12 protein-coding genes and 1 tRNA gene are annotated in these 14,497 nt (G+C 42.5%); all 13 read right to left on the reverse strand.

Translation table 11 applies throughout. The annotated features are described in order from the left end of the window. Nucleotides 1-103: 103 nt before the first annotated feature. The 13 genes from rpoB to B9T29_RS07670 all read right to left on the reverse strand — a co-directional run bounded on the left by rpoB (nucleotide 104) and on the right by B9T29_RS07670 (nucleotide 14,336). Entirely contained in the window at nucleotides 104-4,192 is a 4,089-nt protein-coding gene (gene rpoB, locus B9T29_RS07610; RefSeq protein ID WP_086175346.1) for a DNA-directed RNA polymerase subunit beta, read from the reverse strand. Between the two features lie 304 nt (nucleotides 4,193-4,496). After that, entirely contained in the window at nucleotides 4,497-4,862 is a 366-nt protein-coding gene (gene rplL, locus B9T29_RS07615; RefSeq protein ID WP_086175347.1) for a 50S ribosomal protein L7/L12, read from the reverse strand. Nucleotides 4,863-4,910: 48 nt separating this feature from the next. Next, nucleotides 4,911-5,417: a 50S ribosomal protein L10 gene (gene rplJ / locus B9T29_RS07620; protein WP_086175348.1), complete on the reverse strand. Its 507-nt coding sequence runs from the start codon at nucleotides 5,415-5,417 to the stop codon at nucleotides 4,911-4,913. Nucleotides 5,418-5,722: 305 nt separating this feature from the next. Beyond that, nucleotides 5,723-6,418 carry a 50S ribosomal protein L1 gene (gene rplA / locus B9T29_RS07625; RefSeq protein WP_086175349.1) on the reverse strand — a complete coding sequence of 232 codons (696 nt, stop codon included), beginning with the start codon at nucleotides 6,416-6,418 and terminating at the stop codon, nucleotides 5,723-5,725. Between the two features lie 3 nt (nucleotides 6,419-6,421). Then, nucleotides 6,422-6,850: a 50S ribosomal protein L11 gene (rplK, locus tag B9T29_RS07630; protein WP_086175350.1), complete on the reverse strand. Its 429-nt coding sequence runs from the start codon at nucleotides 6,848-6,850 to the stop codon at nucleotides 6,422-6,424. A 118-nt stretch (nucleotides 6,851-6,968) separates the two neighbouring features. After that, a complete protein-coding gene (gene nusG / locus B9T29_RS07635; RefSeq protein WP_086175351.1) occupies nucleotides 6,969-7,502 on the reverse strand; it encodes a transcription termination/antitermination protein NusG in 534 nt (177 codons plus the stop codon). A gap of 7 nt (nucleotides 7,503-7,509) precedes the next feature. Continuing rightward, nucleotides 7,510-7,950, reverse strand: a complete 441-nt coding sequence (secE, locus tag B9T29_RS07640; protein WP_086175352.1) for a preprotein translocase subunit SecE — start codon at nucleotides 7,948-7,950, stop codon at nucleotides 7,510-7,512. A 73-nt stretch (nucleotides 7,951-8,023) separates the two neighbouring features. Next, nucleotides 8,024-8,099, reverse strand: a tRNA-Trp gene (locus tag B9T29_RS07645). 52 nt (nucleotides 8,100-8,151) lie between these two features. Further along, nucleotides 8,152-9,342: an elongation factor Tu gene (tuf, locus tag B9T29_RS07650; RefSeq protein ID WP_086175353.1), complete on the reverse strand. Its 1,191-nt coding sequence runs from the start codon at nucleotides 9,340-9,342 to the stop codon at nucleotides 8,152-8,154. A gap of 96 nt (nucleotides 9,343-9,438) precedes the next feature. Next, the gene (gene fusA, locus B9T29_RS07655) at nucleotides 9,439-11,577 is read right to left on the reverse strand and encodes an elongation factor G (protein ID WP_086175354.1); all 2,139 of its coding nucleotides are present in this window, start codon (nucleotides 11,575-11,577) and stop codon (nucleotides 9,439-9,441) included. A 131-nt stretch (nucleotides 11,578-11,708) separates the two neighbouring features. Then, the gene (rpsG, locus tag B9T29_RS07660) at nucleotides 11,709-12,179 is read right to left on the reverse strand and encodes a 30S ribosomal protein S7 (protein WP_004648014.1); all 471 of its coding nucleotides are present in this window, start codon (nucleotides 12,177-12,179) and stop codon (nucleotides 11,709-11,711) included. A gap of 179 nt (nucleotides 12,180-12,358) precedes the next feature. Then, nucleotides 12,359-12,733, reverse strand: coding sequence for a 30S ribosomal protein S12 (gene rpsL, locus B9T29_RS07665; RefSeq protein ID WP_004648013.1), 375 nt, complete (start codon nucleotides 12,731-12,733; stop codon nucleotides 12,359-12,361). Between the two features lie 178 nt (nucleotides 12,734-12,911). Next, nucleotides 12,912-14,336, reverse strand: coding sequence for an EcsC family protein (locus B9T29_RS07670; RefSeq protein ID WP_086175355.1), 1,425 nt, complete (start codon nucleotides 14,334-14,336; stop codon nucleotides 12,912-12,914). Between the last annotated feature and the right edge of the window lie 161 nt (nucleotides 14,337-14,497).

Genomic DNA, 14,497 nt, shown 5'->3' on the forward strand with positions numbered 1-14,497 from the left:
GTTTTTTACTGAAATTCGGGAATCTCAAAAAATCCCCCTAAATCCCCCTTAATAAAGGGGGACTTTCTCCCCTCTTTAGAAAAGAGGGGCCGGGGGAAATTTCTTAGTCACCATTTTTCAGTTCAATGTTGATACCTAAAGAACGGATCTCTTTGGTCAATACGTTGAACGATTCAGGCATACCTGGGTCCATATAATGGTTACCATCTACAATGTTTTTGTAGATACGAGTACGGCCTTCAACGTCATCCGACTTAACAGTAAGCATTTCTTGGAGCGTATAAGCTGCACCATATGCTTCAAGCGCCCAGACTTCCATCTCACCGAAACGCTGACCACCGAATTGAGCTTTACCGCCCAATGGTTGTTGCGTTACTAGAGAGTAAGAACCTGTAGAACGTGCATGCATCTTGTCATCAACCAAGTGGTTCAGTTTGAGCATGTACATGTAACCTACAGTTACCGGACGGTCAAAACGTTCACCTGTACGTCCGTCAAACAATACGGTTTGACCAGAACGTGGAATGTCTGCAAGTTCAAGTAACTCTTTGATTTGGCTTTCATCAGCACCATCAAATACAGGAGTTGCAAGAGGAATACCTTTGCGCAAGTTTTTAGAAAGCACCAGGATTTCATCATCAGTCAGGCTATCAAGATCTTCTTGCTCGCCACCGACTTTGTTATAAATCTTGTCTAAGAAGATACGCAGTTCAGCAATAGTACGCTGTTCTTGCAGCATCTTGTCGATTTTATCGCCAAGACCTTTTGCCGCCATACCCAAGTGAGTTTCAAGAATCTGCCCCACGTTCATACGTGAAGGTACACCCAGTGGGTTTAACACGATATCAACCGGTACACCGTTAGCATCGTGTGGCATGTCTTCTACCGGTAAGATGTTTGATACAACACCTTTGTTACCGTGACGACCCGCCATCTTATCACCCGGTTGGATGCGACGTTTAACTGCCAGGTAAACCTTAACAACTTTCAATACGCCAGTTGTTAATTCGTCACCTGTAGAAAGTTTGCGTTTTTTCTCAGCAAATTTCTCGTCAATTTCGAAGCTCTTCTCTTTCAAGAACACTTGAATTTGAGTTAAACGTTCAGCGATTGCTTCATCAACAGGCTGGATATCCAACAAATCAACAAGCTCTAAACCAGCCAATAAATCTTCAGTTAATTTATCGCCACGTTTAGTTGTGCCGCCACCGTTAGATTCTTGACCTTTCAACAAACGAACGATACGTTCACGTGCTGCTTCTTCGAAGATTTTGAATTCTTCTTTCAAGTCTTTACGGTAAGCATCAAGCTGAGCTTTTTCAATTGCTTGAGCACGTTCGTCTTTTTCAAGACCATCACGTGTAAACACTTGAACGTCAATAACAGTACCTTTAACACCTGAAGACACGCGTAAAGATGAGTCTTTAACGTCAGCCGCTTTTTCACCGAAGATTGCACGAAGCAATTTTTCTTCTGGTGTTAATTGCGTTTCACCTTTAGGCGTTACTTTACCTACCAAGATGTCGCCCGCAGTTACTTCAGCACCGATGTAAACGATACCTGATTCGTCAAGTTTAGAAAGTGCAGCTTCACCAACGTTAGGAATATCGGCAGTAATTTCTTCTGCACCTAACTTGGTATCACGAGCCACACATGACAATTCTTGAATGTGAATCGAGGTTAAACGGTCTTCTTGAAGAACACGCTCAGATAATAAGATCGAGTCTTCGTAGTTGTAACCGTTCCAAGTCATGAACGCTACGCGCATGTTTTGACCAAGTGCCAATTCACCGCCATCTGTAGATGGACCATCCGCAAGAACGTCACCACGACCCACTTTATCACCAAGTTTCACTAGAACTTTTTGGTTGATACAAGTGTTTTGGTTAGAACGTGTATATTTGATCAGGTTGTAGATATCTACACCTGCTTCACCCGCGATCATCTCTTCTTCGTTAACACGAATAACCACACGAGAAGCATCAACAAACTCGATACGACCACCACGTTTAGCAAGAACACATACACCTGAGTCGTGCGCTACGTTAGCTTCCATACCTGTACCAACAAGTGGCTTGTCAGCGATCAACGTAGGTACTGCCTGACGTTGCATGTTTGAACCCATCAATGCACGGTTGGCATCATCGTGTTCAAGGAATGGAATAAGTGATGCAGCAACAGATACAACCTGTTGAGCAGATACGTCCATATGCGTCACTTTTTCAGGAGGCATACGTACGAAATCACCTTGGTGACGTACAGAAACAAATTCTTCTGTTAAGTTACCTTCTTTATCAATTGCAGAATCGGCCTGTGCAATTACAGTACCTACTTCTTCAATTGCAGAAAGATATTCAACGTCATCTGTTACACGACCATCAACAACTTTACGGTATGGAGTTTCCAAGAAACCGAAGTTGTTACATTTTGCGTAAACAGACAATGAGTTGATCAAACCAATGTTTGGACCCTCAGGAGTCTCAATTGGACAAACACGACCGTAATGAGTTTGATGTACGTCACGTACTTCGAAGCCCGCACGTTCACGTGTTAAACCACCAGGCCCAAGCGCTGATACACGACGTTTATGTGTAATTTCAGACAACGGGTTGTTTTGGTCCATGAACTGAGACAACTGACTTGAACCAAAGAATTCTTTGATTGCAGCAGCAACTGGTTTCGCATTGATTAAATCTTGCGGAGACAAGTTGTCAGTTTCAGCTTGGCTTAAACGTTCTTTAACAGCACGTTCAACACGAACAAGACCAACACGGAATTGGTTTTCTGTCATTTCACCAACAGAACGAACACGACGGTTACCCAAGTGATCGATATCGTCGACTTCACCTTTACCGTTACGGATTTCAACCAATGTTTTTAATACATCAGTGATATCTTCGTTCGAAAGAATACCTTCAACTTCACGTGACTTCTGGTCTGTACCTACTTCGTAAGGACGACCCAAACGACGGTTGAACTTCATACGACCTACTGGAGACAAGTCATAACGTTCAGAAGAGAAGAATAAGTTGTTGAATAAGTTTTCAGCAGCTTCTTTAGTTGGTGGCTCACCTGGACGCATTACTTTGTAGATTTCTACCAGTGCTTCTTCACGACCGGTCGTGGTATCAGCACGTAATGAGTCAGCAATGAACGATCCTCGATCGATGTCATTGGTGAACAGAATATTGAACTGTTTAACACCGCCTTCTGCAATCTTCACCATGATCTCATGGCTCAATACTGTGTTTGCAGCAATAACATCACCGTCTTTTAGAGCGATGTCTTCAGCAGTGATACGTTCGTACAAGTACTCATCAGGAACAGAAAGTTTTTCAAGGCCCGCTGCTTCCATTTGACGTACGTGACGCGCGTTAATACGTTTGCCTTGTTCAACAATTGCTTTACCGTCTTTATCAACGATATCGAATTGTGCCATTTCGCCACGCAGACGTTCTGGTACAAGGTCAATTTGATAGCTACCCATGTCAAGATACACAGGTACTTTTTCGTAGAACATATCCAGGATGTGTTCGTTGCTATAACCCAACGCACGAAGCACCACAGTCGCAAGCAATTTACGACGACGGTCAATACGAACATAGACAAGGTCTTTGGCATCGAATTCAAAATCCAACCATGAACCACGGTAAGGAATGATACGTGCAGAATAAAGAACTTTACCGCTAGAATGTGTTTTGCCTTTATCGTGGTCAAAGAACACACCTGGTGAACGGTGTAATTGAGATACGATTACACGCTCAGTACCATTGATTACAAAAGTACCGTTTTCAGTCATGAGTGGCATTTCACCCATGTACACTTCTTGTTCACGTACGTCTTTAATTGATTTCGTTTCGCGATCTTTAATGATCAGACGAATTTTCACACGCATTGGTGCTGCATAAGTTGAACCGCGTAAAATACATTCACGCACGTCAAACTCAGGCTTACCAAGACTATACTCAACAAATTCTAAAGCAGCATTGCCAGAATAACTTTCAATAGGAAAAACTGAACGAAATGCGGCTTGGAGACCGATATCTTCGCGGTTTTTTGGTGTTTTGCCATCTTGTAAGAATGTTCGGTACGAGTCGACCTGAATCGCGAGCAAGTACGGAGCATTCATGACGCTAGGCAATTTACCAAAATTCTTACGGATCCGTTTCTTTTCGGTATATGAGTATGCCATCTGGAGTCCTCGGAAAGTAAACTAAGCTCGCCTGCAGAACGAGCCTAGAAGGAATTACACAGGCCGATATGGCCACCACTTTTTACAAATGCTGCAATTTTTAGTGGTATTAAAACGCTTAGCAATATTTTCAAATATAAAAAATATTGATAAGCATTTGATATTATTGATTTATTATAGTAATTGATGTTTTTTACATCAATCAAACAAAAATCGAGCCGATAATTGTAACGCAAAAAGGCTGATGACCCAAGAGCCATCAGCCATTTTTTGGGGTCAATTTAAAATTAGACCCCGATCGAAATTACTTAACAGTAACTGTAGCACCAGTTTCTTCAAGTTTTTTCTTAAGTTCTTCAGCTTCTTCTTTAGAAACGCCTTCTTTAAGAACTGAAGGAGCGCCTTCAACCATGTCTTTAGCTTCTTTCAAGCCAAGACCAGTGATTTCACGAACTGCTTTAATTACAGCAACTTTGTTAGCACCGAAAGAAGTCAACTCAACGTTGAATTCAGTTTGTTCTTCAACAGCAGCAGCAGCAGGACCTGCAGCAACAGCTACAGCAGCAGCAGATACGTTGAATTTTTCTTCGAAAGCAGAAATAAGTTCAACAAGTTCAAGAACAGTTTTTTCAGCAACTGCGTTTAAGATTTCTTCGTTTGTTAAAGCCATGAGAGTAACTCCAAATGGGTATTGAATGGTGTGAAAATAGATTTAAGCTTATGCAGCTTCTGACTCGTTTTTCTCTTGAAGCGCTGTAAGTAAGCGGCCCAATTTCGAAATAGGAGCTTGAAGAACATTGGCAAGCATAGTAAGTGCTTTCTCTTGGTTCGGAAGATTCGCGATAACGCTAACTTCAGCACCTTGATAAAGTTTGCCGTCAAATGCAGCAGCTTTAAGTTCAAATGCTTTGTTAGTTTTAGCAAATTCTTCGAACAAGCGAGCAGCTGCGCCCATGTCGTCTTCAGAAGTTGAGAAAGCCAAGATTGTTGGGCCAACAAGGTTGTCGTTCAAGATATTGAATTGAGTATCTTGAAGAGCGCGTTTAGCCAAAGTATTACGTACAACGCGTGTAGCAACACCTAACTTACGAGCTTCAACACGAAGAGCAGTTAATTGCTCAACAGTTAAACCTTGGTAGTCAGCAACAACAGCAGCAAATGCAGTAGAAGCAACTTCAGTTACTTCAGCTACGATCTGTTTTTTGCCTTCGATAAGAAGAGCCATTGTAAAACCTCCTAACGGTGATTTATGCACTCCAACGAGTACACTCCCAATTCGTAAATTTATTGCTAAATTTACACGCGGAGGATGAACAAATCACACCACCGCGTCTACTCGGACTGGACTTTTAAGAAGCGAGCTCCGAAGAACTCCCCTCGCCCGAGGTCTTTGACGCTGATAAACAAATATTTATCAATTCAAAGTTTGCCTAAGTTCGCAAAATACGACGGAGCGTTTCTTGCGTAAAAATCAAAGCAGCGCTTTGATTTTTACTCAGGACTTTAAAATTCTGTTAAATAAGTCGAGACTTATTTAGAAATGTTTGCTACGTCAACAACAAGACCCGGGCCCATAGTTGAGCTTAGAGTGATCTTTTGAACGTAAATACCTTTAGAAGTCGCAGGTTTTGCCTTCTTAAGGTCAACGATAAGCGCTTCAACGTTTGAACGAATAGCTTCAGCAGTAAAACCTACTTGACCAATCGCAGCGTGGATGATACCCGCTTTGTCTACACGGTAACGTGCTTGACCAGCTTTTGCATTTTTAACTGCAGTAGCAACGTCAGGAGTTACAGTACCCACTTTAGGGTTAGGCATTAAGCCACGTGGACCAAGAATCGTACCTAATTTACCCACAACACGCATAGCGTCAGGTGCAGCAATTACCACGTCAAAGTCAAGGTTACCCGCTTGGATACTCTCAGCAAGATCATCAAAACCAACGATGTCTGCGCCTTCAGCTTTAGCAGCTTCAGCAGCAGCGCCTTGAGCAAATACAGCAACACGTACAGTTTTACCAGTACCTGCAGGAAGTGTAGTCGCGCCACGAACAACCTGATCAGATTTACGTGGGTCAACACCTAGATTTACAGCCACATCCAAAGATTCTTTGAATTTAGCAGCAGGTAGGCTGTTAAGAACTTGCACTGCTTCTTCCAAAGTGTAAACTTTGTTTGCTTCAATAGCAGCAGCAATGGCTTTTTGACGTTTAGTTAATTTAGCCATGTCTTATAGCTCCACTTCCAAGCCCATAGAACGCGCAGAACCAGCAATGGTACGTACACGTGCGTCTAAATCAGCACCAGTTAAATCTGGTTCTTTAGTAGTCGCAATTTCTTCTAATTGAGCGCGAGTCAACTTACCAACTTTAGTTTTGTTAGGTACAGCTGAACCCTTAGCAATACCAGCAGCTTTCTTAAGAAGAATCGCAGCAGGTGGAGTTTTCATGATGAATGTGAACGACTTGTCGTTGTACACAGTAATCACTACAGGAATTGGAAGACCTTGTTCAACTTTTTGTGTAGCAGCATTGAATTCTTTACAGAATGCCATGATGTTAACACCACGTTGACCTAGTGCAGGACCAATCGGTGGAGATGGATTCGCTTTACCAGCTGGAACTTGCAGCTTGATATAGCCGTCAATCTTCTTAGCCATTTCAAATTACCTCTGGGTACAAACGCCGCTAGGCTCCCCAACATTATTCATGTAACAAAACTGTTACAACAACAATGCCCGATCCATAATAAATCGGGCGTTTTCAATCCAACTTAAATTAGTTCGCTTTTTCGACTTGACGAAATTCGAGCTCAACCTGAGTTGGACGATTGAATACATTGATTGTCAACGTTAAACGTGACTTCTCGTAAAGAACTTCTTCCACCACGCCTTTAAAGTCGGTGAATGGACCATCAATAACGAGTAATTCTTCGCCTGGCTCAAACATTGTCTTAGGACGAGGTGCTTCACCAGTATTGCGTACACGTGCAAGAATCGCATCAGCTTCTTTTTGCGTAATTGGAGCCGGTTTTTCAGCCGTACCACCAATAAAGCCTAATACTTTTGGACATTCTTTAACAATGTGCCAAGTATCATCATTCATTTCCATTTCAACTAATACATAGCCAGGAAAGAATTTACGCTCTGATTTACGCTTCTTGCCATCCTTCATTTCTACGACTTCTTCAGTCGGAACAAGGACTTCACCAAAGCTATCGGCTACAGCGCTACGCTGGATTCGATCATTAAGCGAGCGTAACACCTGTTTTTCATAACCTGAATAGGCATGAATAATGTACCAACGTTTCATAGCTCTCTTACCCGATAATAAACTTCATTAACCAGCCTAAAATGTAATCAAAACACCATAAAACAATGGAAGCGATTACAACAACCGCAAGAACATGCCAAGATGTGGTCACTGTTTCCTGCTTGGTCGGCCAAGTCACACGACGTAACTCAATTCGCGCGTCTTTCAACACACGAACAAAGCCTTTGCCTTGATGGGTGGCGTATAATAAACCTAAAGCCACTACGATACAAGCCAAAATCACACCAACGCGCACACCAACATTATTCGCAGGTGCCCAATACGCTGGCAAATACTGACCCACCATGGTCGCACCAATGAGTAAAATCAATGCGATAACCCATAGAACAATATCTAACGGGGAACCAGAATTAACAACTTCAGCAGAATTATTTCTTTGTGGAATTGGCGCTTCGCTTAATGCGTCACGCGATTTATCATTCGACATTTTTGTACTCGTCGTAGGCTTCGCGACTTATTATATGACAATTTAACCAGCATCAAGCTTTTTTTTTAAAAAATGGCAGGCCAGGAGGGACTCGAACCCCCAACATTCGGTTTTGGAGACCGACGCTCTACCAATTGAACTACTGACCTATAATACAAATCGGGAACTTAAGTCCCCGACCTGTAGTTTCAACTTATCGTATTATGCAGTTACTTTAGCAACTACACCAGCACCAACTGTACGACCACCTTCACGGATCGCAAAACGTAGACCTGGGTCCATTGCGATTGGGTGGATCAATTCTACTGACATTTCTACGTTGTCACCAGGCATTACCATTTCCACGCCTTCTTGTAATTGGATCGCACCAGTTACGTCAGTTGTACGGAAATAGAATTGTGGACGGTAACCGTTAAGGAATGGAGTGTGACGACCACCTTCTTCTTTAGAAAGTACGTATACTTCTGCATCGAATTTAGTGTGTGGCTTAATTGTACCTGGTTTAGCAAGTACTTGACCACGTTGAACGTCTTCACGTTTAGTACCACGTAGAAGAACACCACAGTTCTCGCCTGCACGACCTTCGTCAAGCAATTTACGGAACATTTCTACGCCAGTTACAGTTGTTTTAACTGTGTCTTTGATACCAACGATTTCAACTTCTTCGCCTACTTTCACGATACCAGATTCAACACGGCCAGTTACTACTGTACCACGACCTGAAATTGAGAATACGTCTTCGATTGGCATCAAGAATGCTTTGTCGATCGCACGTTCTGGTTCAGGAATATAAGAATCAAGTGCAGCAACCAATTCGATTACAGCAGATTCGCCATATTGACCTTGGTCACCGTTAAGTGCAGCAAGTGCTGAACCACGGATGATTGGAGTGTCATCACCTGGGAAGTCATAAGTAGAAAGAAGTTCACGAACTTCCATTTCTACCAATTCAAGTAATTCTTCGTCATCAACAAGGTCACACTTGTTAAGGAATACAAGAATGTAAGGTACACCAACCTGACGAGAAAGAAGGATGTGTTCACGAGTCTGTGGCATAGGACCATCAGTCGCAGCACATACAAGGATCGCGCCGTCCATCTGAGCAGCACCAGTGATCATGTTTTTAACATAATCGGCGTGACCCGGGCAGTCTACGTGAGCGTAGTGACGAGATGGAGAATCGTATTCTACGTGTGAAGTATTAATGGTAATACCACGTGCTTTTTCTTCTGGTGCAGAGTCAATTGCTGCGTAATCTTTCGCTTCACCGCCGTAAGTTTTTGCACAAATAGTTGCAATCGCAGCAGTTAAAGTTGTTTTACCATGGTCGACGTGACCAATTGTGCCCACGTTTACGTGTGGTTTGTTACGTTCGAACTTAGCCTTAGCCATGAGATCTTCCTTATTAAACTACTTATGGAGGGTTAGCTCCATAAGTGATTTTGGTTTTTAACTATGAATTAGTTTGGGCTTATAGTAATCGAAAGATTACTCGTCGTCACCTTTTTTACCGCCAGACTGGAATTTAGAAATGATGCCTTCAGCCACGTTACGTGGAGTTTCAGCATATTTAGCAAATTCCATAGAGTAAGTTGCACGACCTTGAGACATAGAACGCATAGAAGTTGCGTAACCAAACATCTCAGCAAGTGGAACTTCAGCTTTAATCGCTTTAGTACCGCCAGGAAGGTCATCCATACCTTGAACCATACCACGACGACGGTTTAAGTCACCCATGATATCGCCCATGTAGTCTTCTGGAGTTTCTACTTCAACTTTCATGATTGGTTCAAGAAGGATAGGATCCGCTTTCATGAAACCATCACGGAAGGCATAAGAACCCGCCATTTTGAACGACAATTCGTCAGAATCGACATCATGGTAAGAACCATCGAATAGTGTCGCTTTGATACCCACAACAGGGTAACCAGCCAATACACCATTCTTCATACGTTCTTGAATACCTTTGTCAACCGCACCAAAGAATTCTTTAGGTACAGTACCGCCGACAACTTCTTCAGCGAATACGTATTCTTTACCAGCTTCTTCAACATCCATAGGTTCTAAACGAACATATACATGACCGAATTTACCTTTACCACCAGTTTGACGTACGAATTTACCTTCTTGCTCAACCGATTTTTTAATCGTTTCGCGGTAAGCAACCATTGGTTTACCAATGTTCGCTTCAACGTTAAATTCACGTTTCATACGGTCAACAAGGATGTCAAGGTGAAGCTCACCCATACCCGCGATGATTGTTTGACCAGATTCTTCGTCAGTGCGAACACGGAACGATGGATCTTCTTTCGCCAAACGACCAAGTGCGATAGACATTTTCTCTTGGTCAGCTTTTGTCTTAGGCTCTACAGCTAAAGAAATTACTGGCTCAGGGAATTCCATACGCTCAAGGGTAATGATGTTTTTCTCATCACACAGTGTATCACCAGTCGTAACGTCTTTAAGACCTACACATGCAGCGATATCACCAGCGCGAATTTCTTCAACGTCTTGACGTTCGTTTGCGTGCATTTGCACGATACGACCGATACGCTCACGTTTCGCTTTAACTGGGTTATAAACTGGGTCACCTTGTTTAAGCACACCAGAGTAAACACGTACGAAAGTCAAGTTACCTACGAATTTGTCGTTCATGATTTTGAACGCTAACGCAGAGAACGGAGCTTCGTCAGATGCTTCACGAGTCGCTTTAGTTTCAGCTTTATCGTCAAGAATACCTTCGATTGCTTTAACTTCAGTCGGTGATGGCAAGAATTCAATTACAGCATCCAACATACGTTGAACACCTTTGTTTTTGAACGCTGTACCACAAAGCATTGGTTGGATTTCACAAGCCAAAGTTTGTGCACGAATACCAGCAATGATTTGCTCTTTAGTCAAATCGCCATTGTTAAGGTATTCATCCATCAATTCTTCAGATGCTTCAGCCGCAGCTTCAACCATGTTGGTGCGCCATTCTTCAGCAGTTGCTTGAAGGTCAGCAGGAATATCACCATATTCGAATTGCATACCTTGAGACGCTTCATCCCAAATGATGGCTTTCATTTCGATCAGGTCAACAACACCCTGGAAATTTTCTTCAGCACCAATTGGAATTACTACAGGTACAGGATGAGCACCCAAACGGGTTTTCATTTGTTCAACAACACGGAAGAAGTTTGCACCAGTACGGTCCATCTTGTTCACGAATGCTAAACGAGGCACTTGGTATTTATTTGCTTGACGCCATACAGTTTCAGACTGAGGTTGTACACCACCTACAGCACAGTAAACCATACATGCACCGTCAAGAACACGCATAGAACGCTCAACTTCAATTGTGAAGTCAACGTGTCCTGGGGTGTCAATTACGTTAATACGGTGTTCTGGGAATTGTTTACCCATACCAGACCAGAAACAAGTCGTAGCAGCAGAGGTAATTGTAATACCGCGCTCTTGCTCTTGTTCCATCCAGTCCATTGTTGCTGCACCATCATGTACTTCACCAATTTTGTGAGATACACCTGTGTAGAACAAGATACGTTCAGTAGTCGTGGTTTTACCAGCATCGATGTGAGCTGAAATACCAATGTTACGGTAACGAGAAATAGGGGTTTGACGAGCCATGATTTCTTGCATTCCTAAATTTTGTTGTTTAAAACAGGACGCTTTAAGCTGCCAGGCAGCTTAAAGCGATTCGATGACAAAACAGTGAAAACTGGTTTGCCACCCTCCTGAATAGGGGCTGTTTTATCCGCTTAGAAACGGTAGTGAGAGAAGGCTTTGTTGGCTTCAGCCATACGGTGCACATCTTCACGTTTTTTAATCGCTGAACCCTTACCTTCAGCTGCATCAAGCAACTCGCCAGCAAGACGTAAAGCCATTGTTTTTTCAGAACGCTTAGCAGCAGCATCTACCAACCAACGCATAGCTAGGGCAGTACGACGGGATGGGCGCACTTCCATAGGTACTTGATAAGTAGCACCACCAACACGGCGTGCTTTTACTTCAACCATAGGGCGAACTTTTTCAAGAGTAGTCTCGAAAAATTCAACTGGGTCTACTTTAGATTTTTCTTGAACGCGGTCTAAAGCACCGTAAACGATACTTTCAGCAATAGATTTTTTACCATCTTGCATTACGTGGTTCATGAATTTAGCGATTGTTTGGCTGCCGAACTTAGGATCCGGAAGGATTTCACGGGCAGCGACTACGCGACGTCTTGGCATTTTAATACACCTATAAATATGACACTTCAGGTTTATCCAGCATGAGTACAAAGTGTCATGTACTGTTCGCTGGCCTTACTACACGTCGCTTGAATTTTACAAAATTAAATGCAGAAATCAGACAAGCGAGACGATAAAGGATTGCGGTTCTACGGTCTTAAGAAGTTAATCTAAAAAGATTATTTCTTAGGACGTTTAGTACCGTATTTAGAACGAGACTGGTTACGATCTTTAACACCAGCGCAGTCTAAAGAACCACGAACGGTATGGTAACGTACACCTGGTAAGTCTTTAACACGACCACCACGGATAAGCACAACACTGTGCTCTTGTAGGTTATGGCCTTCACCACCGATGTAGCTTGATACTTCAAAGCCAGAAGTTAAGCGAACACGGCAAACTTTACGCATTGCTGAGTTAGGTTTTTTAGGTGTAGTTGTGTAAACACGTGTACAAACACCACGACGTTGTGGACAAGCCTTCAACGCAGGAACTTTTGATTTTTCAATCAAAGTCGTACGACCCTTACGGATCAACTGATTTGTTGTTGCCATTTGGCAATTCTCCCGTTAATAAAAAGCCTCAAAAAAATACCACTTTTTGAGGGCACACAATTGTAAGCGAAGATAGAAAAATGGTCAATATTCGAGACCATATCAAATATCGAACACTTCCTTATATGTAGGTCAGTAGCTGCGTTTTTAAAGACTTTACCCTAGGCTTTTTTGCACTCTATTTTGTAACTTTTTTCTTGGTTGGCTTAGCTGCTTCATTTTGTTCAGATTGGGAAGCAGCAAATTGCTCACTGCCCGCATCAATTCCTTGAACATCTGCCTGAGCATATTCATCTATTTCTGCTTCATCTACCGGTATGGCCGGTTTTTGCGGTTCAACCTGTGCATGAGGTTCAACCATGTGTTCAGCCAAATACTCTAATCCTTGTTCTACCCGCTCACTTTTACGTTCATCATCCACAATGGCATCATCTGCTTTCTTCTTAATAGTGACTTTGGCAATCGTGCCATGCCCTTCCACTGCTATGTCTTGATCAAGTTTAAGCTCGGCATTCAGATCAGTTTTAGTAAAGGGATTTAATAATCTTGGCGTTGCCTGTGCCAATAACTCTAAAGATTTCTCATAAGCCGCAATAGGAGATAACTCCGCTCCTTGGTGCTGCTGCAAATAGCTTCTGGCATGGGAAAATATCTGCTGGGCTTTCTGGTTGACATCTTCCACCAGTTTCCAGCTATAAGCTGCACCTATACCTGCTCCGGCAACCGGGGTTAATTTACTGATCAATGAAACTTTTGGAAGATGATTCAACCAGTTCCATTTCATTTCACCATTTTCATTGACCAGCCATTTTTTCAGTGGCTCGCTATCATTGCTAGAACCTAGCATGTTTTGCAATTGGGCAGTATCATTGGTTTGCAGCATATTGGACACTATTTTAAGTGCCATCAATACACTCTGTTTTTCCGCAATCTGCCCCAAGTCGATTTGTTTAAACACAAACTGGACAATATCCTGTTCGGTGTCTTTGTTCAGCTCAAAGCCATAAGCACGTCCCACCTGATAAATCATGCGTAGAGACATCAGCAGTGACAAAGGTAGGTCAATCGCTGAACCAACTACACCTGTAGCACCCGTCACGGCACCCTGTATAGAGGCAAGCCATTTATTTTGTTCAGCCAAAGCCTGGCTCAGACGTTTTGAACGTTCAACATCTTGAGTCAGTTCTTGTAAATCTTTTGCACCGGCCTGATCCAGCACGGCATCTACAGAACTCAGATTTGAAGTAAATTGATTTAAATGTTCAAAAAAATAGTCCGATACCTTGTCTGAAAAATCCGGTGAAACAAAATTAGCCACGCGACTGACCTTGCCGTACTGACGACCTAGCAATTGCCGCGATACATTAGGTAAATACTCGCGCATCATTTGTTGAGGATTATCATATTTCCTGGATTCAAATACGCTTTGAGAACGGGCACTTCCCTCAATGACATGACCATTGGTCAAGGCTCCATTGGCCTTGCCAGCACGTTCGGCAGCTGCATGATTCAGCACAGTCATTCCTGTTGCACTGATCTTTTTAGCCACTCCCAAAGCATTTGAGAAGAATCCACCTGAATGTTTATTATTGGTATCTGTCATTCTTTACCCTCATCTTCTATTCTTACAATTATTGATAAATACTAGGTGTAGTCTAAGTTTATCTCAATATTAATGTGTATCTTTTAGTTAATTATTCTGGGTAAACATTACAGATACATACTGTCAAAATAGGCATAATATTTGCCATAAGAATTCAAAAA

The sequence above is a fragment of the Acinetobacter sp. ANC 3903 genome, from assembly GCF_002135315.1.
Taxonomy (GTDB): domain Bacteria; phylum Pseudomonadota; class Gammaproteobacteria; order Pseudomonadales; family Moraxellaceae; genus Acinetobacter.

What these genes read in the sequence shown, in the direction of transcription:
- rpoB (WP_086175346.1), bottom strand. Translation starts at nt 4,192, where the DNA reads ATGGCATACTCATATACCGAAAAGAAACGGATCCGTAAGAATTTTGGT.
- rplL (WP_086175347.1), bottom strand. Translation starts at nt 4,862, where the DNA reads ATGGCTTTAACAAACGAAGAAATCTTAAACGCAGTTGCTGAAAAAACT.
- rplJ (WP_086175348.1), bottom strand. Translation starts at nt 5,417, where the DNA reads ATGGCTCTTCTTATCGAAGGCAAAAAACAGATCGTAGCTGAAGTAACT.
- rplA (WP_086175349.1), bottom strand. Translation starts at nt 6,418, where the DNA reads ATGGCTAAATTAACTAAACGTCAAAAAGCCATTGCTGCTGCTATTGAA.
- rplK (WP_086175350.1), bottom strand. Translation starts at nt 6,850, where the DNA reads ATGGCTAAGAAGATTGACGGCTATATCAAGCTGCAAGTTCCAGCTGGT.
- nusG (WP_086175351.1), bottom strand. Translation starts at nt 7,502, where the DNA reads ATGAAACGTTGGTACATTATTCATGCCTATTCAGGTTATGAAAAACAG.
- secE (WP_086175352.1), bottom strand. Translation starts at nt 7,950, where the DNA reads ATGTCGAATGATAAATCGCGTGACGCATTAAGCGAAGCGCCAATTCCA.
- tuf (WP_086175353.1), bottom strand. Translation starts at nt 9,342, where the DNA reads ATGGCTAAGGCTAAGTTCGAACGTAACAAACCACACGTAAACGTGGGC.
- fusA (WP_086175354.1), bottom strand. Translation starts at nt 11,577, where the DNA reads ATGGCTCGTCAAACCCCTATTTCTCGTTACCGTAACATTGGTATTTCA.
- rpsG (WP_004648014.1), bottom strand. Translation starts at nt 12,179, where the DNA reads ATGCCAAGACGTCGCGTAGTCGCTGCCCGTGAAATCCTTCCGGATCCT.
- rpsL (WP_004648013.1), bottom strand. Translation starts at nt 12,733, where the DNA reads ATGGCAACAACAAATCAGTTGATCCGTAAGGGTCGTACGACTTTGATT.
- B9T29_RS07670 (WP_086175355.1), bottom strand. Translation starts at nt 14,336, where the DNA reads ATGACAGATACCAATAATAAACATTCAGGTGGATTCTTCTCAAATGCT.